The organism is Streptomyces sp. NPDC002156 (assembly GCF_053593675.1).
Window position 1 is genome coordinate 65,141 of record NZ_JBSFDA010000008.1, and the last position, 21,711, is coordinate 86,851.

Sequence of the window (21,711 nt, forward strand, 5' to 3'; positions counted from 1 at the left end):
AGACAGAATCTACTGTTCCAGTCGAGGGTCTGCGGAGCACGGTGTGGTCATGACCGACCAGGACAACACTGTCTCCCCCGTCTCGCTCACCGCCGAGGACCGGCCGGACCAGCCGCCCGTCACTCCCGAACTCGTAGAGCTCTACCAAGGCTTCGAGAAGGCACTCCTGGTGCCGCTGTGGACCCGGATCGGCGACCTGATGCCCGAGCACCCCAGGTCGAAGGCGCAGCCGCACCTGTGGGAGTGGAAGACACTGCTCGACCTGGCCGCCCGGTCCGGCGACCTCGTGCCGGTGGGCCGCGGCGGCGAGCGGCGGGCCATAGCCCTGGCCAATCCGAGTCTGGGCGGCAGGCCCTACGCGACGCCGACCCTCTGGGCGGCCATTCAGTACCTGATGCCCGGCGAGAACGCGCCCGAGCACCGGCACACCCAGAACGCCTTCCGGTTCGTCGTCGAGGGCGAGGGCGTGTGGACCGTCGTGGAGCGCGATCCGGTGCCCATGCGCCGTGGTGACTTCCTGCCGCAGGCCGGGATGAACTGGCACGCCCACCACAACTCGGCCGACGAGCCGATGGCCTGGATCGACGGCCTCGACATCCCCTTCCAGTACGACGTCGAGGCGCAGTTCTTCGACTTCGGCCGGGACGAGCTGTCCGAGGAGGAGCACGCGACGCCCGACCGATCGCGCTCGGAGCGGCTGTGGGGCCACCCGGGGCTGGTGCCGGTCTCGCAGTTCGGACGTAGGGAGGGCACACCGCTGCTGCGCTACCGCTGGGCGGACACCGACGCCGCCCTCACCGGCCAACTGGAGTTGGAGCGTGCGGGCCACCCCGGCACCGTCGGTCCCGGTCACGCGCTGGTGCGCTACACCAACCCCACCACCGCCGGCGACGTCCTGCCGACCATCCGAGCCCAGTTCCACCGTCTGGTCCGTGGCGCCGAGATCGCTCCGCGCCGCGAGACGGGTTCGTCGGTCTACCAGGTCTTCGACGGCACCGGCCGGGTGACCGTGGGCGACTTCTCCTGGTCGGTCCAGCGCGGCGACCTGTTCGTGGTCCCGTCGTGGCAGCCCCTGTCGATCCGGTCCGAGGCGTCGCCGTCCGACTCCGACTCCGGCGCGCTGGACCTGTTCCAGTTCAGCGACGCCCCCCTGTTCACCAAGCTCAACCTGTTCCGCACCCGTATCGAGGAGAACCTCGCGTGAAGCTCGCCACCATCCGTCTCGGTGACCGCACCACCGCCGTCCGCGTCGACGGCGACACCCTCGTCGACCTCGGCCTGCCCGACGTTGGCGCCGTACTGGCAGCCCCCGGCGGTCTTGAATCCGCGTCGGCGGCCGACGGCCGGCGATACGCGGGCGCCGACGCCGAGTTCGCCCCGCTCGTCCCCCGCCCCACCAAGGTGGTCTGCGTCGGCCTGAACTATCAGAAGCACATCAAGGAGATGGGCCGGGACCTGCCCGAATACCCCACTCTCTTCTGCAAGTTCGCGGACACGCTCGTCGGCGCCCTCGACGACGTCCGACGCCCGGTCGAGACCGAGCAGTTCGACTGGGAGGCCGAACTCGCCGTGGTCGTCGGCCGCCAGGTCCGGCGCGCGAGCGAGGCAGAGGCCGAGGCGGCCATAGCGGGCTTCAGCGTCCTCAACGACGTCACCTGCCGCGACTGGCAGTTCCGCACCCGCGAGTGGCTGCAGGGCAAGAACTGGGACTCCACCACCCCGCTCGGCCCGTTCCTCGTCACCACCGACGAGGTCGGCGGACCGCGCCCCGCGCTCGACATCCGCTGCGAGGTCAACGGGCAGGTCATGCAGCAGGACAACACCGGCGACCTGCTCTTCGACCCGGTTCACCTGGTCCGCTACGTCTCCACGATGATCCGGCTCAACCCCGGCGACATCATCGCCACCGGCACCCCCGGCGGCGTCGGCCACGCCCGCAAGCCCCAGGTGTTCCTGCACGAGGGCGACACCATCGTCACCGAGATCGAGGGCCTGGGCCGACTCGCGAACCGCGTCGTCTCCGAGGGGGCATGATGAGAACCCTCCGGACGACGCTGGCCTGGGTGGCCCAGGGCACCGACCTGTGCCGCAAGGCCGTCGCCGACCTCGACGAGGCGGCGTACCACGCGCCCTCGCTGCTCCCCGGCTGGACCCGCAAGCACGTCGTGGCCCACGTGGCCGCCAACGCCCGGGCCCTCAGGAACCTCATGCACTGGGCCCGCACGGGTGAGCCCACCCCGATGTACGGCTCGCCGGAACAGCGCCTGGCGGACATCGAGTCGGGCGCGCAGTTGCCCGCCGCATGGCTCACCGCCTGGTTCGAGGATTCGGCGCAGCTCCTGGCCTACGCGATGGCCGAACTGACCGAAGATCAGTGGCGGGCGGAGGTAGTGACCGCCCAGGGGCGGACGGTTCTGGCCAGTGAGATCCCCTGGATGCGCACCAGGGAAGTCATGGTGCATGCCGTCGACCTCGGCACCGGCATCCGATTCGCCGACCTGCCCGAGGAGTTCCTCGCAGAACTGCGCCACGACATCGTCGGCAAGCGCGGCAGCGACACTGTCCCCACCGTCCAGGGCAGCGACGCCGACATCACCGCCTACCTGGCGGGCCGCCCGTACACCGGCGTGACGACCGACAACGGCTCCCCGGCCGAACCCTTGACGCCATGGCTGTGACCACGCGGGAGCGAGACATGAACACCACAGACTCACCCCGCCCCGACGTTCTCGTCGTCGGCGGCGGAATCGGCGGCCTGTCGGCAGCGCTGGCCCTCACCTCCCAGGGGCTGTGGGTCCGCCTCTACGAACAGGCCCCCGAGTTCGGCGAGGTCGGCGCGGGCCTGCAACTCGCGCCGAACTGCACGCGGATCCTGCGCGACTACGGACTCCTGGACGAGGCCGTCCAACTCGGCGTGCTGCCCGAGCACATGGTCATGAAGGACGCCCTGGACGCATCGGAACTCACCCGGGTCGACCTCAAGGACATGGAACGCCGTTACGGGTCCCCGTACCTCGTGATGCACCGGAGCGACCTGCATGGTGTCCTCCTGCGCGGCTGCGAGCGGGCCGGTGTGGAGCTGGTCACCGGCACGCGCTGCGTGGCCTACGAGAACATCGAGGGCGGAGCGCGCATCACCTTCGCCGACGGCCGGACCGACGAGGCCGAGGTCGTCCTCGCCGCCGACGGGCTCCACTCGGTCGCGCGGACACTGCTCGTCGACGACGAGCCTGTCAACTCGGCGTACGTCTCCTACCGTGGTGCGGTTCCCTTCGAGCAGGTGCGCGCCAACGACGTGCACGAGAAGGACGTCGTGCTGTACGTCGGGCCACGCTGCCACTTCGTCCAGTACTCGCTGCGCGGCGGCGAGATGTTCAACCAGGTTGCGGTGTTCGAGTCGCCGAAGGCCCTGGCCGGCGAGGAGGACTGGGGTACCCCGGACGAACTCGACCGGGCCTTCGATGGAACGTGCGACCAGGTCCAGAAGGGCCTGCCCTTGATGTGGCGAGACCGCTGGTGGCGGATGTTCGACCGCGATCCGATCATGAACTGGGTCGCCGGACGCATCGCCCTGCTCGGCGACGCGGCCCATCCGCCGCTGCAGTACATGGCCCAGGGTGCCGTCATGGCCATCGAGGACGGCTGGGTACTGGCACAGCACGTCGCCGCGCAGCACGCGAAGCGGTCCCAGGAGGCGTCCGGTGTCGACTGGGAGAAGGCACTCGCCGCCTACGAGGCCGTACGCCCCGAACACTGCCGCCGAGTGGTGCTCACTGCACGCTCATGGGGCGCACTGTGGCACCACGTCGGGGAACAGCGGGAGCAGCGCAATGCGGTGATGCGCTCCCGCGACATCTACGACTACACCTTCATGGACTGGGTCTACGGCCCCACCGCGCTGACTCCCGACCAAGAGCCGGAGATGTTCACGGCCATCCCACTGGGTTCCGCCGAGGTCTGAGACTCACATGACCAGTACGCCGCGGGACGCGGATCCCGCGGCGCACGAAGCTGTCGGTCTGCGCCGACCACCTGTCACCAGCAGTGAAGATCAGGCTTTGCCCAGAAGCCGCCAGATCTGGTTCTTCTTGGTGCCGAGGGCGCTCGCAGGGTCGCAAGTCCATTGGTGGATCAGGGCTTTGGCCGCGGTGGAGACGTTGGAGACGTCGATGCACTTTCCGCTGTGTACGGCGACGAGTTGGTAGTCGTGGCTGTTGCCGAGGGCGGTGACGGGGTTGAGGGTGAACATCTGGTTGGTGCCGCCGTTGCAGGTGTACTGACCGACGGCGGTGCCGTCGGCGGTGGCGGCGCCCGCGACGTCCAGGCACTTGCCGCTGTGCTCGTTGACGACCGTGTAGGTGTTCGTCCGGCCGGTGACCGGCTTGAGGTCGAGCATCTGCTGGTAGCCGCCCTCGCAGTAGTACTGCTGGTACTGGGTGCCGTTGGCGGTGCTGAGGTCTGTGTCGTCGAGGCACTGGACGCTGTTCTGGCTGACGGCGACCGTGGAGACGGTGGTGTTCGACGGTGGTAGCAGGGTGACGGTGTAGCCGTCCTGGGCGTTCGACCAGGGGATGGCCAGGGAAGCGGCGTTGCCACTGACGCTCAGGGTGGCGTCGGAGACGGTCTCCGGGCCGGTCACCGCGGCCCCGCTGTTGTACGGGACACGCTGGACGATCGCCCGGACCCGGCCGCTCTCCACCACCGGTGTCGTGTTCAGGCCGGTGAGGTTGACGGTGACCGTCCCCGTGTTGCCGCTGCTGCCCAGCAGGATCTTGGCGTTATTGGCGGAGTTGTCCTTGGTGGCCAGACCGTCGGTGCCGGGGCCGGGGATCAGGTTGACGATGTTGCCGGTCTGGGAGCCGTAGTAGCGGTACATGAACCACTCGCCGAGCGGTACGTACTGGCCGGCGCTGTTCTTGGTGAGCAGATTGGCCTCGTAGTCGTGGAGGTTGCGGCCCGAGGCCCAGTTGGCGCGCAGTCCGTCGGCACCGGCGCGTTCCAGGCGGCCGATGTACCAGGCCCCGCCGCCCGGGTTCTGCTGGGACAGGGGGGCGTATTCGTTTATCTGGTAGGGACGGGTGTTGGCCAGGCCGGCCGCGGCGAGGGTGGAGTTGGCGCGGCCGACGTCGGCGACCGGGTCGCCGGGCAGGTCGTGCCAGCTCCAGATGTGCGGCGCGACGTTATTGGTCTTGGCGTGGGTGAGGAAGGTCGTCCACCAGGTGTTGGCGGAGTTCGGCTGGTGTGCGGTGCTGGGGCCGACGATGAGCTGGTTCGGGAACGCGGTCCGTACCCGGGCGTAGAACCGTGACCACATCTGGAGGTACTGGCTCTGCGAGGCGCCCCAGAAGATGCTGAGGTCGGGTTCGTTCCACAGGTCCCACTGGACGGTCATGTTGTTGGCGCGTACGTCGTTGATGAGCTGGGTGACGAAGTTGTCGAACTGCGTCCAGTCGCCGTTGTCACCGGGCCAGCCCTGGCTGGTGGTGCCGTCGGCGCCCCACAGGTCGTGCGGGAGCAGGACGAACGTTCCGCCGAGAGCGACAGTGCGCTTGTACTGGGCCAGGGTGGCGTTCCAGCGGGTCTGGTAGGCGGCGAGACTCGCGGCGTAGCCGCCGTTGTTGAGCTGGGCACCACCGGCTCGCATGTAGTGCCACTTGATGTCCTTGAAGAAGTGGTCCTGCGGCAGCGAACCGTCCGGGGTCATCCCGTAGATGATTCCGGAGGCACGGTAGGCGGGGGCGCCTCCGGCGGTGGCGAAGTCCACCGTGACGCTGGTGTCGGCAGCGCGCGCGGTGGCGGGCAGCAGGCCCGCCGCCACGGTCGCGAGCAGGACGGCGGTTGTGGGCAGCAGACGTGGCAGGCGCAGGTGCATGAGCGGCTCTCCCAAGGTCGGGGTGTCCCCGGGCCCCAAGGCCCGGGTGGACGGTAGCCCCGGGACACATCTGTGCCCCCCCCGATGTGTCCCGGGATGTCCGAGGGCTACTTCTGAGCGAGGCGGGTGACGGCGATGCGGTCGATGACCGGTGCGTACGGGGAGCGCTGGTTGTGCTGGTTGTAGGTGTCGCCGTTGAAGTCGGGCAGCTCCTCCGCCGTGAACGTGAGCCGGTTCGTGCCCTTCTTGAGCGTCACCGGGACGGTCAGCTCCCGGAAGTCGTTGAAGTGGAAGGTGGTCGGGAACAGCACCCGGTGGATCGGACCGCCGTTGACCGAGAGGTCGGCGTGACGGGCGATCGGGTCGGGGTTGTAGTGGGTGGCGGGCGCCTGCTCGGCGTTGGAGTAGCGGATCGTCACCGCGTGCCGCCCGGCCTTCCCGGCGACGACGTCGACGGTGAGGGCGTTGGCCCTGCCGTCCCCGATGTCGGTGACCGCCTTGCCACCGGTGGCGAAGGTGTAGGCGTCGGTCACCTTCGCGGCGCCCGTCAGCGTGCCCGCCTCCGCCTGATACACCTTGGTCGTCAGTGCGCCGCTGGACGGAGCGACCCGCAGCCGGTCCAGCACCAGTTCGCGGGATGCACCGGTGACGGTGATCTTGTTGATGCCGCCGGACAGGAACAGCCGGACGCTGTCGCTGCCCTTCTTCTCGCCCTCGACCTTGGGCACGTCGAGCTTCTCCCCGTTCAGCGACAGGGTCGCCCGGCCGCCGCCCAAGTGGTCGACGGTCACGGTCGATTCACGGTCGGCGGGGGAGTGGACCCAGAAGGTCGCGGAGTCGCCCTTGGCCAGCGGTACCGTGCCGGGCCCCGAGGCGCCGCGACGGGTGTAGCCGGGCCGCGTTCCGGAGAGGGCGGCGTACTCGGCCTCGTAGACGGCCGGCGCGGTCACGCGGGCGTCGCGCAGCGCCAGGTCGATCTTGTCGATGATGGCATCGCCCTTGGTGACGCCTAGGTCGGCGTCCGTGGCGGCGAGGGTGATGGTGTGCTTTCCGGCGGTGAGTTCCACCGTGGTGTCGGTGTGGCCCCAGACCACCCACTTGTAGCCCAGCGGCAGCCGCAGTTCCTGCGGATCGGCGCCGTCGACACGCAGGAAGACGTTGGTGGGTCCCTGCTCCTTCACCAGGCCGTACAGGTTGTAGGAGTTGGCGAACACGCTCAGGTCGTACGTCCCGTCCTGCGGGACCTCGACGTCGAAGGCGAGCACACCGTCGGAACCGGTGCGCAGGCCGCCCACGTTGTAGGTGCCCGAGGTGGCGAACTTGCCCACGTCGGAGGGTGTGCCCTCGGGGCCGTTCTTCGAGTAACCGCCGCCGGTGTAGGTCGCGTTCTCCGCCTCGTACGTCTGCCGCCAGCTCACCGACGGCTCGGCCGATATGCCCCCGTGGCCGCCGGGGGAGAGGATGACCTGGTACGCCGACATCTCGTTCATGCCGGTCATCGGCAGCTTCACCGAGCCGTCCGCGCCGACCGCGAGTTCCTGGTCCGCCAGCCGCAGCGGCTGGGCCGAGTCGCCGACCTGGCCGGTCCAGGGGATCTCCTGGACGGTGGCGTGGACGGTCTTGCCGAACAGCTCGGGGTCGATGTTCTCGAAGACGATGTCGGCAGCTCCGCTCTTGCCGCCGAAGAGCGCCCGGGACTGCTTCTTGTCCTCGTCGAGGGTGGCGACGCCCTGGAGGGTGTACTGCTGGTTGGGATGCGGGGCGGTCACCTCCACCGTGTGGCCGGACATCTGGCCGTAGGCGTTGAACAGCCACCACTGGCCGTTGCCCTTATTGGCCTCCACGGCCGAGTCGTTGAGGTTGCCGTCGATGTTCCAGTACGCCAGGTCGGCGTCGATCTTGGACTCCTCGATGGCGGAGACCCACTGGACGACCTGGCCGGGGACGGAGAGGTGGTAGTTGTGGCCGTACTCGTTGACGTTGATCGGCAGCGGGCCGACGCCGACGTCCTGCTCCATCTGCCGGTACTTGGCCACGTTGGTGCGGACCGCGGCGGGGCTGGACAGCTCGTGCCAGCTCATCACGTCCGGTACGACGTCGTTGGCCTTCGCGTACTGCAGGAAGCCCTTGACCTGGTTGTACAGGACGCTGGTGTTGGGGCCGGCGATGCGGGCGTCGGGGTCGAGGCCCTTGATGAGGTGGTAGACCTCCTTCCAGGCCTCGAAGTAGTACTGCGGATCGTTCAGCCAGGAGACCTTGTTGTAGCTCCACTCCCCGGTCCCGAACATGTTCCCCTCGGGCTCGTTGAAGGGTACGTAGACGACGTGGTCCTGGTACTTGGCGTCCAGGGTCAGGACCTGCTGGACCTGCTTCTTGATCTTCTCCTTGAAGTCGGCGAGCTTCGCCGGACCGTCGGCGCCGGGCCACTGGTAGGGGAAGCCGCGGTAGATGTCGGTCATGTAGATGTAGACGTCCTTGCCGCCGGAGTCCACGAACGGCGGCAGCATCTCCAGGGCGTCCGCGCCCGGATGCTGGGGGCCGTCCTGTGCCTTCGTCGACACCGTGCGCAGACGCATGCCCTCGATGAGGTTGCGGCTGGGTACTCCGTCGCCGTACACGCCGTACAGCGAGCCGGAGGCACCGCCGTGGAAGGGGCCGGTGTCGGTGGCGAGGTCCACGACGAGGCGTTCCGGATCCGCCGCCCCGGCCGTGCCGGTGGTGGCGAGCGCTGCGGCGAGGATCGCCACCGCCAGCGCCGCGGCGCCTGTTCCTGTTGTTCTTCTCCTGCGTCGCACTGAAGTCTCCGTCGTGTCCATGAGGGCGCAAAGAAGGGGATGGCGCGGCGGTCGCAGACACCTGCGATCGCAGCGTCGAACCGGTTCGATGATGGAGGGGACTGTCTGGCTCGCTGTCGCAGGGGGGAGCCGCTCCGGCGGTGGACCAGTGGGTTTCCTGTCCGCCCGTATCTGTCGAACCGGTTCGCCGGAAGCTAGCACCGGTGATCCGGGTCAGCAATACTCCCGACATATTTCCTCGTCCGGTGCGGGTGGGTTTCGGGCGCGTCGAGGGGCGCGAAGAGTCGATCTGCCTGGTGAAAGCGGTACACGCGGGGGTCCGGAGGTACTCGCGGCCCTCGTTTGTCGGTTTCCGGCGTGTTTCGGGAAGTGTGCGCAAGGCATTGACAGCCGCGCGGTCACCTCTTACGTTCCCTTCACGCGAACCGGTTCGACAACCGGGATCGCCGATAGATTCGCACGTTGTGATGCCCGGCCTGTGCGATCCCTCCCTCCCGGGAGCGGCGAACCGGTTCGATGACTTTGATGAAGGAGGCTCCATGAACATCGGTGAGATCGCCAAGCGGGCCGGTGTTTCGCGGAGCACCGTGTCGTACGCCCTGAGCGGGAAGCGCCCTGTGTCCGAGGACACCCGGCAGAAGATCCAGCGGGTCATCGACGAGCTGGGCTACCAGCCCAACGCGAGTGCGCGGGCCCTGGCCAACGGCCGGACCAACACCATAGGTCTGGTCTTCCCGCCGGCCGGGAACCACTACACCGGCATGCAGCTGGACTTCATCGGCAGCGTCGTCGAGGCCGCCGCGGCCTACGACTACGACGTGCTGCTCTCCCCGAGCGGTGTGGACAGCGACCGCTCGTTTCAGCGGCTGCTGGGCGAGCGGCGGGTGGACGGCGCGATCCTGATGGAGATCAGGCTTCAGGACGACCGGGTCGACCACCTCCTCGCCGAGAACTTCCCCGCCGTCTGCATCGGCCGGACCGCGCGGCCGGAGGGCGACTGGTGGGTGGGCCTGGACCACACCGCGCTGGCGGCGGCCTGTGTCCACCACCTCGCGGACCTGGGCCATCGCAGGGTCGCCTTCGTCAACCGGCCCGAGCGGCTTCTGCGTGCCGGGTACGAGTCCGCGCACCGGGGGCTCGACGGCTTCACCAAGGCCGCCGCGGAGCGTGGGCTCACCGTCCGCACGTACAACTGCGCGGACGACGCCCCCTCGGGCCAGGCATGCCTGGAGCGGATCCTGCACGACGAACCCGCCACCACGGCCCTCGTCACGCTGAACGAGGCCGCGCTGGGAGGCCTCTACCGGGGCCTGGCCCATGCGGGCCGCCATGTGCCGCGCGACTTCTCCGTCAGCGGAGTTGTCGCCGCCCGATGGGCCGAGACGGTGACCCCGCAGCTCACGGCGGCGGACGTGCCGGCGGAGCAGATGGGGCAGCTGGCCGTCGACCTGCTTGTCGAGCGGCTCGACCACCCCGACGCGCCGCCTCGCCACCACCTGCTTGCCCCGCCGATCTCCCTCCGGGCCAGCACCGGGCCCGTCGGCTCCGGCTCACCGGCGGATCCGCACGGGGCGCCCGGCTCCGGCTCGACCGCCTGACCGGTTGCCGTCCGCAACCCCTCCGCCTCGGCGAATCCCGCTCCCCTCCTGCCCTGTCACCGTCCGACCGGCCGTTTCGCGATGCGCGCGCCGTTCGCCCGGCTCAGCCACTCCTCTGGCAATCCTGGCATGTCCATGTCTGTATCCATATCTATGTCCAAAATCAAAAGGATCACCCGATGAACAGCTCCAGCAGACGGCGTCTCACCGCCGCAGCCATGACCGTCGTCGCCGTCGCCGCCGGCTCCACCGCGTGCTCCTCCGACTCGGGCGGCACCTCCACCAAGGCCGAGGACAGCGGGACGTACACCATCTGGGACCCTTACCCGCAGTTCGCGAAGGGCTCGCCCTGGGCCAAGCTGCTGGACGACTGCGGCACCAAGGCCGGGGTGAAGATCAAGCGGACCGCGTTCGACACCAGCGACCTGACGAACAAGGCGCTGCTCGCCGCCCAGCAGGACAACTCCGCGGACGTCCTCATCGTCGACAACCCCGTGGTGTCGACGCTGGCCGAGGCGGGCCTGCTCACCACGACCGACGACAACAAGATCGACACCTCGGCCGTCGACCCCAACCTGCTCGGGGCCGGCCAGACGGGCGGGAAGACTTATGGCACCCCGGTCGGCGCCAACACCCTCGCCCTCTACTACAACAAGGCGGTGCTGAAGGAGGCCGGCGTCGACATCGCCTCCGTCAAGGACTGGGACTCGCTGACGGCGGCGCTGGAGAAGGTCAAGAAGGCCGGCAAGAAGGGCATCACGTTCTCGGCGATCGGGACCGAGGAGGGCAGCTTCCAGTTCCTGCCCTGGTTCTGGGGCTCGGGCGCGCAGCTCACCGACGTCGGCTCGGCCGAGGCGGTGTCCGCGCTGTCGCTGTGGAAGGGCTGGCTGGACAAGGGGTACGCCCCCAACTCGGTCATCAACAACACCCAGACGACCAGCTGGCAGGAGTTCGCCACCGGCGACTACGCGTTCAGCGAGAACGGCACCTGGCAGCTCGCCAACGCCGAGAAGGCCGGCTTCGAGTACGGGGTCATCCCTGTCCCGGCGGCCTCGGGCGGCAACGCGGCGGCTCCGACCGGCGGCGAGTTCGTCACGGTCCCGGTCCAGGGCGACACCGCCCGCTACGCCACTTCGCAGAAGCTCGTGACCTGCTTGACCAGCACCGACAACCTCCTCGCCACCGACACGACGCTCTCCTACGTCGCGCCGACGGCCGAGGTGCAGGACAAGCAGGTCGCGGCCAACGCCGAGCTGAAGCCCTGGGTCGAGGCGGTCAAGGCGGCCAAGGGACGTACCAGCGACGACCTCGGCACCAAGTACCCCAAGATCTCCGAGCAGTTGTGGAAGGCGGTCCAGTCCGCGCTGAGCGGGTCGCAGTCGCCGAAGGACGCGCTCACCGCGGCACAGGCCGCCGTCAAGTAAACCGTCAACCCGTCAGGCAACCGCGACCCGGGGCTCCTCGATGAACCGCACGACACACCTGCCGGACCACCGGCCGGTGCGCGACCGGAACGGGGCGGACACCGCCCCGCTCCCGGCCCGCACCGCCACCCGGCGCCGTCCCACCTCCCCACAGTGGGCCGCCTGGGCCTTCCTCGCCCCGGTCACCCTCTATCTCGCCGTCTTCTACGCCTATCCGCTGTACCGCAACCTCGATCTGAGCCTGCGGAACTACACCGTCCGTTCCTTCGTCCAGGGCAACGCCCCCTTCACGGGCCTGGACAACTACAAAGCCGTCTTCGACGACCCGACGTTCGCGCCCGCGCTGCTGCACACCGTGGTGTTCACGGTCGTGTGCCTGGTCTTCCAGTACGGCATCGGACTGGCCCTGGCCGTCTTCTTCAACCAGCACTTCCGGCTCTCCGCCACCCTGCGCGCCCTGTTCCTCGTACCGTGGCTGCTGCCGCTGATCGTGTCGGCGTCCACCTGGTCGTGGATGCTCAACAGCGACTCGGGGATCGTGAACTCCGCGCTGGGCGCCGTCGGGATCGGGCCGGTCAACTGGCTGACGTCGCCGGACTGGTCGCTGCCGTCCGTGATCATCGCGAACATCTGGATCGGCGTCCCGTTCAACCTGGTCGTGCTCTACAGCGGCCTGCAGTCCATCCCCGCCAGCCTCTACGAGGCCGCCGCGCTCGACGGTGCGAACGCCTGGCAGCGGTTCTGGCGCATCACGTTCCCGCTGCTGCGCCCGGTGTCCGCGATCACGCTGCTCCTCGGCCTCGTCTACACGCTCAAGGTCTTCGACATCATCTGGATCATGACCAAGGGCGGCCCGGCGGACTCGTCCACCACCTTCGCCACCTGGTCCTACCAGCTCGGCTTCGGCAACCTGCTGCCCGCCTTCGGCCCCGGCGCGGCGGTCGGCAACCTGCTGGTGGTCGCCGCCCTGGTCTTCGGCCTCATCTACCTGCGGGCCGAGCGGAAGCAGAGGATGTCATGAACTCCCGTACGCGTACTGCGTGGTGGAAGACCGGGCTCGGCCTGGTGCTGACCGCGGTCATGCTGTTCCCGGTCTACTGGATGCTCAACGTGTCCCTCACCCGCGACCAGGACATGCGCAAGAGCCCGCCCGACCTGTTCCCCACCAACGCCACCCTGGACGGCTACCGTGCCGTGTTCGACCAGCAGTTGCCCTACCTCGGCACCAGCCTGGTCATCGGCCTCGGCACCGTCGTCCTGACCGTGGCGCTGTCCGCGCCCGCCGGCTACGCGCTGGCCAAGCTGCGCCCGCGCGGCGGCGGCATCCTCAACTTCGTGCTGCTGGCCGCGCAGATGATCCCCGGCATCATCATGGCGATGGGCTTCTACGCCATCTACCTCCAGCTCGGCCTGCTCCAGTCCGTCCCCGGCCTGATCGTCGCCGACTCCACCCTCGCTGTCCCGTTCGGCGTGCTCATCTTCACCGCGTTCATGTCCGGCATCCCCGGTGAGCTGCTCCAGGCCGCGAAGACGGACGGCGCCGGTGCGTTGCGCACCTTCTGGTCGATCGTGCTGCCGATGAGCCGCAACGCCGTCGTCACGGTGTCGCTGTTCGCGTTCCTGTGGTCCTGGTCCGACTTCGTCTTCGCGAGCACCCTCGCGGCCGGCGGCGCCCATCAGCCGATCACCCTCGGCATCTACCAGTACATCGGCAACAACAACCAGGAGTGGAACGCCATCATGGCCACCGCCGTCGTGGCCTCGCTGCCCGCCGCGGTCATCCTCGTCCTGGCCCAGCGCTACGTCGCCGCCGGCGTCACCGCCGGAGCCGTCAAGGACTGAGTCCCGGACCGGCCCCCACCGTTGACCGTCCCTGGCTCAGACCACTGCCGCAGAGCAGCCGATCACTGCCCAAGAAATGAGTATCGCCTGATGACCGCCGCCCGATCCGGCCCGGCCTTTTCCCTCCATGACGTCCCGTTCAGCACACACGGCTCCTGGTTCGGAATCTCTCCGGTGCTCGCGGAGAAGACGCGCGCCGATGACCTCCACCTCGTCTCGCACCAGAACGGCATGCACGCCGTCCTGCGGTTCGTGCCTCTCGACCCGGCGACGGGCGACCGGGCCGAGCCCCGCGTCCAGGCGATACCGAGCCTGCTCGAGTGGGTCCACGACGGCGGACACATCGGCCTCGCCTACGAGTCGCCGGACACCGTCCGGCTGCGCGGTCAGGGTCTGGGCATGCGCGTCACCGCGGCGGCGGACGTCCTGACCCCCTTCACGGGCACCTACTTCTACCGTGACCCGGTGGACGGGGCGCACGTGTTCACCTCGTACGAGACCGGGCGCCGCTACCGGATCACCGTGCTGTCGGGCGCCGTCACCGAGGTGTCCGGCAGCCAGGCCCTCGGCCGCGGCGAGCGCGGCATCACCATCACCCCGGACGCCGGCGGAGTCTGGGAAGCGGCCGTCGAGGAACTGAGCTGCGCACGACGCCCCTACGCCTCCACGCAGACGTTCGACCAGGTCGTGCGGGCCGTGGAACAGGACTTCGCCGGCTTCGCGGACGAGGTGGCACCCTGGCGCTCGTCCGGTACCCCGGCCGCCGAACTCGCCGCGTACGTCCTGTGGTCGGCGACGGTCCGTCCGGCGGCCCTTGTCACCCGGCCCGCGGTGCTGATGTCCAAGCACTGGATGGACAAGGTCTGGAGCTGGGACCACTGCTTCAACTCCCTCGCCCTGGCACCCGGAGCGCCCGCTCTCGCCCTGGACCAGTTCCTGCTGCCGTTTGACCACCAGGACGAGGCCGGCGCCCTGCCCGACTCGGTGACCCACTCGGAGGTCCTCTACAACTTCGTCAAACCCCCGATCCACGGCTGGGCCCTGTCCCAACTGCGCAGACGGCTCCCCGAGCCCCTCGGCCGGACCGAACTGGGGCAGATCTACGGCAGGTTGGCACGGTGGACGGACTTCTGGCTCACCGCCCGCCGCGCACCGGGCGCCGCCCTGCCCCACTACCAGCACGGCAACGACAGCGGCTGGGACAACGCCACCACCTTCGACCCCGAGCGCGTGATCGTCACCGCCGACTTGGCCGCCTTCCTCATCCTGCAACTCCGTGAACTCGCCGAACTCGCCACCGAACTGGGCCTCACGGACGAAGCCCGCCACTGGGCCCGTACCGCCGACGAGACACAAGCCGCGATGCTCGACGAGTTGTGGACGGGGGAGCGGTTCGTCGCCCGCGGCGTCCACACCACGCGGACCTGGAGCACGTCCAGTCTGCTGGACCTGATGCCGATGGTGCTGGGGGAACACCTGCCCGAGAACGTCGCCAAGACCCTGGCCACCAGGATCGAGACCCACCTCACCAGCTACGGCCTGGCCACCGAACTGCCCGCGTCACCGCACTACCTCGCCGACGGCTACTGGCGCGGCCCGATCTGGGCCCCCTCCACCGTTCTCGTCGAGGACGGCCTGCGCCGCGCCGGCCAGCACCGCCTCGCGGACGAGATCAGCGCACGCTTCCGCGCCCTGTGCGAGACCTCCGGCTTCGCGGAGAACTTCGACGCCCTGACCGGCACGGGGCTGCGCGACCGCGCCTACACCTGGACCGCCAGCAGTTACCTCCTCCTCGCCGAGGCCCACGAGCTGCGGCGCACCACACCGCCGTCCGCCGGACACATGGGCGGTTGAGAAACCACCTGGGCAGCCGGCCCAGGCAGCACCACCCACCTCGGGAGACCCGCAATACACGTACCCCGCCCCCTTCCCCTGCCCGGACGCACGAGCAGACCTCCCCATCCGGGAATCCGCCCGCGCACGGCCACCGTGCTCGCCGCGCTCTGCGTATCGGTCGCCGCCGTCGCGCTGCCCAGCCCGTCGGCGCACGCCGTCGACGCCACCGTCGCCGTCGACTTCTCCAACGCCGGCGGAGCCCCGCCTACGGTGCGTCGGGGATCATCTACGGGATGACCTCGGACGGGTCGCTGCCCCAGGACCACTTCTTCAAGGACATCAAGTGGAAGTTCATGCGGGCCGGCGGCGCCCAGCTCAACAACGGCGGCTACGGCACCAGCCTCGCGGCCTACCAGACCCGCTGGAACTCCACCCTCGCCCAGTACAGGCGCACCGCGGCCCTCGGCGGAACCTTCGTCATCCTGCCGCACGACCTGTGGGGCGCCGACAGCACCACCAGCCAGGGCTGGCCCGGTGACAACGGGGACTGGACCAGGTTCGACGCCTTCCTCGACCAGCTCATCGCGGACGTGCGGGCGAACAACATGACCGTCCAGTGGGACATCTGGAACGAGCCCGACAACGGCCCCTTCTGGGGGCGTACACATGCCCAGTACCTGGAGATGTGGAAGCGCGCGTACCAGAAGATCCGGGTGGCCGTCCCAGGGGCCGTCGTTGTCGACCCCAGCACCTACCGCAGCCCCGGCGGGGCCGCTTCCGGCTGGTGGGACACGTATCTCGACTACGTGAAGGCGAACAACGTCGAGCCGAACATCTACAGCTGGCACATCTTGCCGGGCGACCCGGTCTCCGACGCCAACGCCGTGCGCTCGAAGTTGTCGGCCCGGTCGATGACGACGAGCCGTCCGTTCCAGGTGAACGAGTACGGCAACACGAACGAGCAGACCCCGGGCCGTGGTGGCTGGTACATCTCCCGTCTGGAGCGGGCGGGGGCGGACGGTCTGCGCGCCAACTGGGCCTCCGGGAGCGGTCTGCACGACAACGCGGCCAGGCTGCTGACGAAGACCGGCAGCCAGTACCTGCCGCTGGGGGAGTGGTTCCTTTATCGCTACTACGGCTCGCAGACCGGCAACATCGTGAACTTCACGCCCGGTACGAACACGGACGGGTTGGCGACGAAGGACAACTCCGCGCGGAACGCGAAGATCTTGCTGGGCAACAACGGCAACACCGGGACGGTCACGGTCAACCTCAACCGTCTCGACACCACGTCGGTTGTGGAGAACGGCCGGGTCCGCGCGGTCGTCCAGCGCATACCCAACAACGGCGGCGGAGCCGTGTCCGGGCTGGTGACAGTCTCCGACCAGCTTCTGACGGTGGGCAGCAATTCGGCTTCGGTGAGCGTGCCCTGGACGGACGCCAACGACGGCTACACCGTCACCCTGCTGCAGCCGTCGAACATCACGGTCTCCACCGTCGCGGTGGTCCAGCACAGCGGTCAGTGTCTGGACGACACGAACCTCAGTACCGCCGACGGGATGCAGTACCAGAAGCCGAACCGGTAGCGGCGGTCGAGGGACGCCCGGAGACCGAGCAGCGCGCCGTCGGCGAGAGCGGGCCCGCACGCTCGATTCCGCGGCCGGGCAGCGGTGGAGCCCGGCGTTCGCTGCCGCCGAACTGACCGGGGCGACCGGTGATCAGGGAGTTTGGGCTGCTCGGGTCGTGCGGGACGTGCGCGGGCTGGGGGAGAGTGAACGGCAAGGCTATGTGCCCTCGGTGCGCGTGGGCGTGGATCCGCGTGCCCTCGGGCCGGGACGGCTGGAGCGAGGCTTCGTGCCGCCGCTGCGCCTGGACCGTGCCGGTGACGCGGACGGGCGTGTGCGCGCCCTGCCTGCTGGCAGTCCGCCTTGGCGAGGACGACCCCTGGGCCTGGGGCGAGCTCCACGACGAAGCTCTTACCCCGGGCCGGCCGCGTCAGCTCGCCTTGGACATCGACGGGGTCGCCCTGCCCGAGGCGAGGCCGCTGCGCATGCCCCAAGCCAAGCCCGGACGGCGAGCGGCCATCCCCTCGTGGTTACGCGCTCGGCTCCCCGAGCAGGTCAACGATGACCCCCGGATCTGCCCGCCCCAGGTTCCCGGGCAACTGGGGCTCTTCCCCACCCCGGCCCGCCAGTTCGCCCGCACCCACGCGGCCCGCATCGGCGACCGCAACATCCCCGGCTTCGAGGCCGTCTCCGAGTAACTGCAGCAGATGGCCCACGAGCGCCGGGTACGCGCCAGGACCATGTGGATCTGGAGGCTCGAAGGCTTCGCCCGCCTGGCGCTGGCCGCCCGTGACCCCGACCGGCACCAGGTCGCCGCCGAGGCACTGAAGGGCCTCCTCTACAACGGCCCGATCTTCGGACAGGCCCTGGACCGAGCAGGCCTCCTCGCACCGCCCCCACCACGCCGGATGGTCCCGCCGCGCGGAACCGGCCCCACCCGCCAGGACGGACAACGGGACCCTGAGCTGCGGGGACAGTGCACACATTGTCTGGCCTGGGCGAACGATCGCCGGGTCCTGTGTGCGCCGTGCACCAACTGGTGCCACCAGATGCGCAAGCGCGGCGGCAGCGAAGCCGAGTGCGGCCGCTGCCACCGCACGCTGATGCTCAGCGCCGGGATGTGCCGCAGGCGCCGGATCGTCGTCGCCGAAACGGAGGTCGACACCGCCCAGATCGCGATGAAGAACGGCGATCAGCTGTGGTTCACCGGCCCCCATGCCGCCGGACTGGCGGTCGGACGTCTCTTGCCCGGCACCGCCACGCTCCAAGGCCGCTTCGCCCTCAAACGACGCCGCGCCCGCGCCAAGTCCGAACGCCAATTATCCGAGCACCTTCTGGACCCCGCCCAGCTGGAACTGTTCCCTTACCTGCCCCGGGACTGGACCCGTCTGGACACCAGCACGCCGCCCGCCCTCACTGCTGCGGCAGACAGCCTGGTCACCGACTTCACCGCGTACATGCGGGGCCGCGGATGGAACACCAACTTCTTCAACGGCAGCATCCGAACCCTGCGCATCGTGGCCGGGCACCTCGGCGCCGAGGCTCCTATCCAGGAGAGCGACATCCGGGCCCTGGCCTCCATGAGAGCCGACCTCCAGGGCGCCCGCGTCATCAACTACCTCCGCCAACACGGCCTGCTCGCCGCGCAACCGCCCACCGACCCGTGCATCGCCCGCGCCCGGCATCACGCCGCCGCCATCGCCCGCCCGGCCTTCTCCACCGCGGTGCACACCTTCATCGACGTACTCCTCGGCCAAGGCAGCACCTCCAGCCGAACCCGCAGCCCCAAGACCGTCGAGAACTACGTCGGCGCCATCCTGGGCACCCTCGAAACGTGGATCGCCGACGGGCTCACCGATCCCCGCGAGATCACCAGGAAGCACATCGAGGACGCCTGGACCCGCTCCACGGCGACCAGGCCCGCCGCCTGCACACCGCACTGCGCTCCTTCTTCAGGGCCCTCAAACGCGAACGCCTCGTTTTCCGAGACCCGGCCCGCAGCATCTCCCTCACCAGCAGCCGATCCGTGCCGACCGCTCTGCCCTCCGACCGCATCGCCGGTCTCCTGGACCGCCTCGACGACCCGCGCGACCGCCTCATGGTGGCCCTCGTCGCCATCTACGCCCTCCTCCCCGGACAGCTCACCCACCTCCGGCGAACCGACCTCGACCGCAGCAAGGGCCAACTGCGCCTGCGCCGGGCGGGACGCACGGACCACGTCATCTACCTCGACGCCTTCACACTGCGCCTGGCCACAGCGTGGGAGCTCCAGCGCCACCGGCGCTGGCCCGACAGCTCCAACCCCCACCTCTTCGTCACCCGCAACACCGCCGTCGACGACTCCGGCCCGCCGATCAGCGTCGGCGTGGTCCAGTTACTCTTCCAGCGAGTCGGCCTGCCCGCGGGCCGCCTGCGCGTGGACCGAATCGTCGACGAGGCGCGTCACAGCGCCGACCCCGTCCGGCTGATGGAGCTCTTCAGCCTGTCCAACCTCTCCGCCACCCGCTACGTCCTGTCGGCACACCCGGACAAGAAGAACGACCCCATCGCCCCGTGAGGCCATCCCGGTCTGATCGGTCAGGTGGGATTCACAGCTGACAGCCGGTGCCACCAGTGACCGCATCCGTCGGAGCAGAAGCGCTCGCGGCGCCGTTCGTCGGCGATCGCGAGTACCGCGATCAGCAGCCGGAACGCCTTGCGGCGTTCGTCGAGAGGGGCGAGGCTGGCGATTTTCCCCAGTTGCTGGTCGATCCGGCCGCGTGTGATCAGCACCGCCGGCGTATGAGTCGGGCGCAGTCCGGCACGGCGGATGCTCTCCGGTCCATCCTCGATGACGGCGCGAGCTTGGACGCAGTGATGGCGGAGGAACAGCAGCGTCTCGGACTGCTCCTCCGGGCTGAGACCGTCGAACCACTCGATGCCCTGTGACATCGGGCGCAGCCCTTGGGCGAGTTCGTTGAGTGTGACGTCGCGTCCGGTCATGACTGGCTCCCGTTGGACAAGCGGCGCTCCGCCGCAGTGATCAGGATCCCGAGCAGCACCGCCAGATCGGCCGCGCCTTCGGCATCGTCGGCCCAGCGGGTGGCCTGCAACGGGCGCACCTGGTCGAGGGAGACGCCTTCGCGGGCCAAGACAAAGGCCAGCGCCAGCATGGCCGCACGGGCATTGCCGTCGTCGAACGGATGGAAGAAGAGGACATCGAGGTAGGTCCGGGCGGCGCGTGAAGGGAGGGGCAGGTCCGGGCGGATGCTCTCGGCGAGGCAGTGCTCGAACCGTGCGTGTGTGTCGGGCGCGAAGCCGTAGCGCTCTCGTCCGCCTTTCGCGAAGGCCGGCATCGTGCGGAAGGCGACGGAGCTGCAGCCCAGCACGGTCCGCTGCCAGTTCGCCATGAGGGAGAAGGTCAGCCGCGCGCCCTGCTCCGCGTCGGCCAGAGCCCGGTCGAGGGCGGTCAGAACCCGCGCGGTCCCTTCGACGTCACGGCCGCCACGCGTCGCGGTGAAGAAGTCTCGGAAGCCGTCAAACGTCGGGGGTTCGGCGACGGGGTGCTCGCCGCTCCAGCTCGGCCAGGATATCTCCGAACGGATGCGCAGCCAGTCGGCGAGGGCGTCGTTCCGGTGGTCGGTCCCGAAGCTCATCGATCTCCACCCATGGTCCGGGCGAACCGCGAGCTCACTGCCTCGACCACCGCGACGTCTGGTGCGATCCAACTGCCGAACCGGCCACCGACCGCGCTCTCCACGATCTCCCGGGCTCTCTCCTCGTCAATGCCGTTGTAGGCGAGGAACCATTCGAGGACCTGAATGCAGTGCCCGTACCAGCCGCTCTCGGCCTGAGTGCGGTCGGCCACCACAGTGACCAGTCGCGTGCACGCACGCTCCCAGTGCCAGGGGTCCATCGAGGACTCAGCTGAGTTCGACCGTGGTGCCAGAGCGAAGAAGCGCTCTGCCAGATCTTCGAGCCAGGCGCGCCATTCAAGCAGTGCCGCGACGACCAGCGGGGCGGTTGCGTCCGCCGTCGTCACGGAATCGGCGGCGCAGCACCACGCGCCGACGACCCCTCCGTCTGCGTCGCCTTCACCCACCGACCAGTTCCACCCGCAGGCCCATCGGCCGTACCGGTCCACCAGAAACTCGGTGACAGGATCCAGCGAACGCCAACGCTTCTCCTCTGCGGCACCGGCGTCGGGCAGCAAGGGCGCGACACGACCAGCCAACTCCTTTGCCGCATCCTCATCCAGCTCGAACGGATGCCGCAACGGATCCACTTCTGCCCAGGTCAGGGCGTGCGCCCACAGCTCAGTCACCACAGCACTCTGCCGTGTGCAGACGCTCGATCACCAACCCAATATCGAGCGGCAGCGCCACAGTGGTGGGAAACGACCTTCATCGCCTCCGGAATGCCTGGCCAGGGGCTCTCGCGAACAGTCCCGTAGCGGACGTCCCGTAGCGCTGGCTACGGCGTCGTCAAACGGGCTCTGTCACAGATCTTGGGGAGCGGTCGCAGAGGGTGACCGCTGTGTTCGATTGCGAAGGTCCGGGTTCGGATGAGACGGCGTACGCCCCACCGACCGACGGGCGAGATTGACGCTCCGTCAGGTGTGCGGTGGCCAGGCTCGTAGTCGGCTGTGTCCGGTGACGGTGCTGGTCAGAGCCTGTTTGCGAACTCGGTCTGCTGGCTGGCGACGGTTGTCCTACCGCCTCGATCGATGTGTGGGCAGGAGGATTTTCGGACGCACGCACCCCTCAGCGTGATGACGTGGCTTGCGATCCTCTTGCTACC

Annotated in this window: 17 protein-coding genes; 12 read left to right on the forward strand and 5 right to left on the reverse strand. The window is 69.0% G+C overall.

The window, feature by feature from the left end; all coding sequences use genetic code 11:
• Nucleotides 1–49 precede the first annotated feature (49 nt).
• From ACWCRB_RS06225 to ACWCRB_RS06240, 4 genes are read left to right on the forward strand one after another with little or no spacing between them, the layout of a single operon-like run.
• Nucleotides 50–1,204, forward strand: coding sequence for a cupin domain-containing protein (locus tag ACWCRB_RS06225; protein ID WP_450994911.1), 1,155 nt, complete (start codon nucleotides 50–52; stop codon nucleotides 1,202–1,204).
• On the forward strand, nucleotides 1,201–2,034 hold the full coding sequence (locus ACWCRB_RS06230; RefSeq protein WP_450994912.1) for a fumarylacetoacetate hydrolase family protein: 834 nt from the start codon (nucleotides 1,201–1,203) through the stop codon (nucleotides 2,032–2,034). The genes ACWCRB_RS06225 and ACWCRB_RS06230 overlap by 4 nt, the downstream gene beginning before the upstream one ends.
• A complete protein-coding gene (locus tag ACWCRB_RS06235) occupies nucleotides 2,031–2,678 on the forward strand; it encodes a maleylpyruvate isomerase family mycothiol-dependent enzyme (protein WP_450994913.1) in 648 nt (215 codons plus the stop codon). The genes ACWCRB_RS06230 and ACWCRB_RS06235 overlap by 4 nt, the downstream gene beginning before the upstream one ends.
• 17 nt (nucleotides 2,679–2,695) lie before the next feature.
• Nucleotides 2,696–3,961: an FAD-dependent monooxygenase gene (locus tag ACWCRB_RS06240; protein WP_450994914.1), complete on the forward strand. Its 1,266-nt coding sequence runs from the start codon at nucleotides 2,696–2,698 to the stop codon at nucleotides 3,959–3,961.
• A gap of 90 nt (nucleotides 3,962–4,051) precedes the next feature.
• On the opposite strand, the gene ACWCRB_RS06245 is transcribed toward ACWCRB_RS06240, so the two are convergent.
• Together ACWCRB_RS06245 and ACWCRB_RS06250 are read right to left on the reverse strand one after the other, a co-directional pair.
• Nucleotides 4,052–5,872 (reverse strand): RICIN domain-containing protein, encoded by a 1,821-nt coding sequence (locus tag ACWCRB_RS06245; protein ID WP_450994915.1) that lies wholly within the window; start codon nucleotides 5,870–5,872, stop codon nucleotides 4,052–4,054.
• A 107-nt stretch (nucleotides 5,873–5,979) separates the two neighbouring features.
• A complete protein-coding gene (locus ACWCRB_RS06250) occupies nucleotides 5,980–8,619 on the reverse strand; it encodes a cellulosome protein (protein ID WP_450994959.1) in 2,640 nt (879 codons plus the stop codon).
• Between the two features lie 587 nt (nucleotides 8,620–9,206).
• Between ACWCRB_RS06250 and ACWCRB_RS06255 the strand changes: the two genes are divergently transcribed.
• The 8 genes from ACWCRB_RS06255 (at nucleotide 9,207) to ACWCRB_RS06290 (ending at nucleotide 19,489) form a co-directional block, all read left to right on the forward strand.
• Nucleotides 9,207–10,265 carry a LacI family DNA-binding transcriptional regulator gene (locus tag ACWCRB_RS06255; RefSeq protein WP_450994916.1) on the forward strand — a complete coding sequence of 353 codons (1,059 nt, stop codon included), beginning with the start codon at nucleotides 9,207–9,209 and terminating at the stop codon, nucleotides 10,263–10,265.
• Between the two features lie 179 nt (nucleotides 10,266–10,444).
• On the forward strand, nucleotides 10,445–11,689 hold the full coding sequence (locus ACWCRB_RS06260) for a sugar ABC transporter substrate-binding protein (RefSeq protein ID WP_450994917.1): 1,245 nt from the start codon (nucleotides 10,445–10,447) through the stop codon (nucleotides 11,687–11,689).
• 40 nt (nucleotides 11,690–11,729) lie between these two features.
• A complete protein-coding gene (locus ACWCRB_RS06265; RefSeq protein WP_450994918.1) occupies nucleotides 11,730–12,710 on the forward strand; it encodes a carbohydrate ABC transporter permease in 981 nt (326 codons plus the stop codon).
• Nucleotides 12,707–13,531, forward strand: coding sequence for a carbohydrate ABC transporter permease (locus ACWCRB_RS06270; protein WP_450994919.1), 825 nt, complete (start codon nucleotides 12,707–12,709; stop codon nucleotides 13,529–13,531). Before ACWCRB_RS06265 ends, ACWCRB_RS06270 begins: the two co-directional genes overlap by 4 nt.
• 90 nt (nucleotides 13,532–13,621) lie before the next feature.
• Nucleotides 13,622–15,385 carry an amylo-alpha-1,6-glucosidase gene (locus ACWCRB_RS06275; RefSeq protein WP_450994920.1) on the forward strand — a complete coding sequence of 588 codons (1,764 nt, stop codon included), beginning with the start codon at nucleotides 13,622–13,624 and terminating at the stop codon, nucleotides 15,383–15,385.
• Between the two features lie 275 nt (nucleotides 15,386–15,660).
• Complete coding sequence (locus tag ACWCRB_RS06280; protein WP_450994921.1) at nucleotides 15,661–16,953, forward strand: beta-xylosidase; 1,293 nt, start codon at nucleotides 15,661–15,663, stop codon at nucleotides 16,951–16,953.
• Nucleotides 16,954–17,186: 233 nt separating this feature from the next.
• Complete coding sequence (locus ACWCRB_RS06285; RefSeq protein ID WP_450994922.1) at nucleotides 17,187–17,630, forward strand: hypothetical protein; 444 nt, start codon at nucleotides 17,187–17,189, stop codon at nucleotides 17,628–17,630.
• A gap of 1,136 nt (nucleotides 17,631–18,766) precedes the next feature.
• Nucleotides 18,767–19,489 (forward strand): hypothetical protein, encoded by a 723-nt coding sequence (locus ACWCRB_RS06290; protein ID WP_450994923.1) that lies wholly within the window; start codon nucleotides 18,767–18,769, stop codon nucleotides 19,487–19,489.
• Between the two features lie 20 nt (nucleotides 19,490–19,509).
• On the opposite strand, the gene ACWCRB_RS06295 is transcribed toward ACWCRB_RS06290, so the two are convergent.
• From ACWCRB_RS06295 to ACWCRB_RS06305, 3 genes are read right to left on the reverse strand one after another with little or no spacing between them, the layout of a single operon-like run.
• On the reverse strand, nucleotides 19,510–19,914 hold the full coding sequence (locus ACWCRB_RS06295; RefSeq protein ID WP_450994924.1) for a DUF5958 family protein: 405 nt from the start codon (nucleotides 19,912–19,914) through the stop codon (nucleotides 19,510–19,512).
• A complete protein-coding gene (locus ACWCRB_RS06300) occupies nucleotides 19,911–20,567 on the reverse strand; it encodes a Fic family protein (protein WP_450994925.1) in 657 nt (218 codons plus the stop codon). The genes ACWCRB_RS06295 and ACWCRB_RS06300 overlap by 4 nt, the downstream gene beginning before the upstream one ends.
• Nucleotides 20,564–21,235 carry a hypothetical protein gene (locus tag ACWCRB_RS06305; protein ID WP_450994926.1) on the reverse strand — a complete coding sequence of 224 codons (672 nt, stop codon included), beginning with the start codon at nucleotides 21,233–21,235 and terminating at the stop codon, nucleotides 20,564–20,566. Before ACWCRB_RS06305 ends, ACWCRB_RS06300 begins: the two co-directional genes overlap by 4 nt.
• Nucleotides 21,236–21,711: the final 476 nt, after the last annotated feature.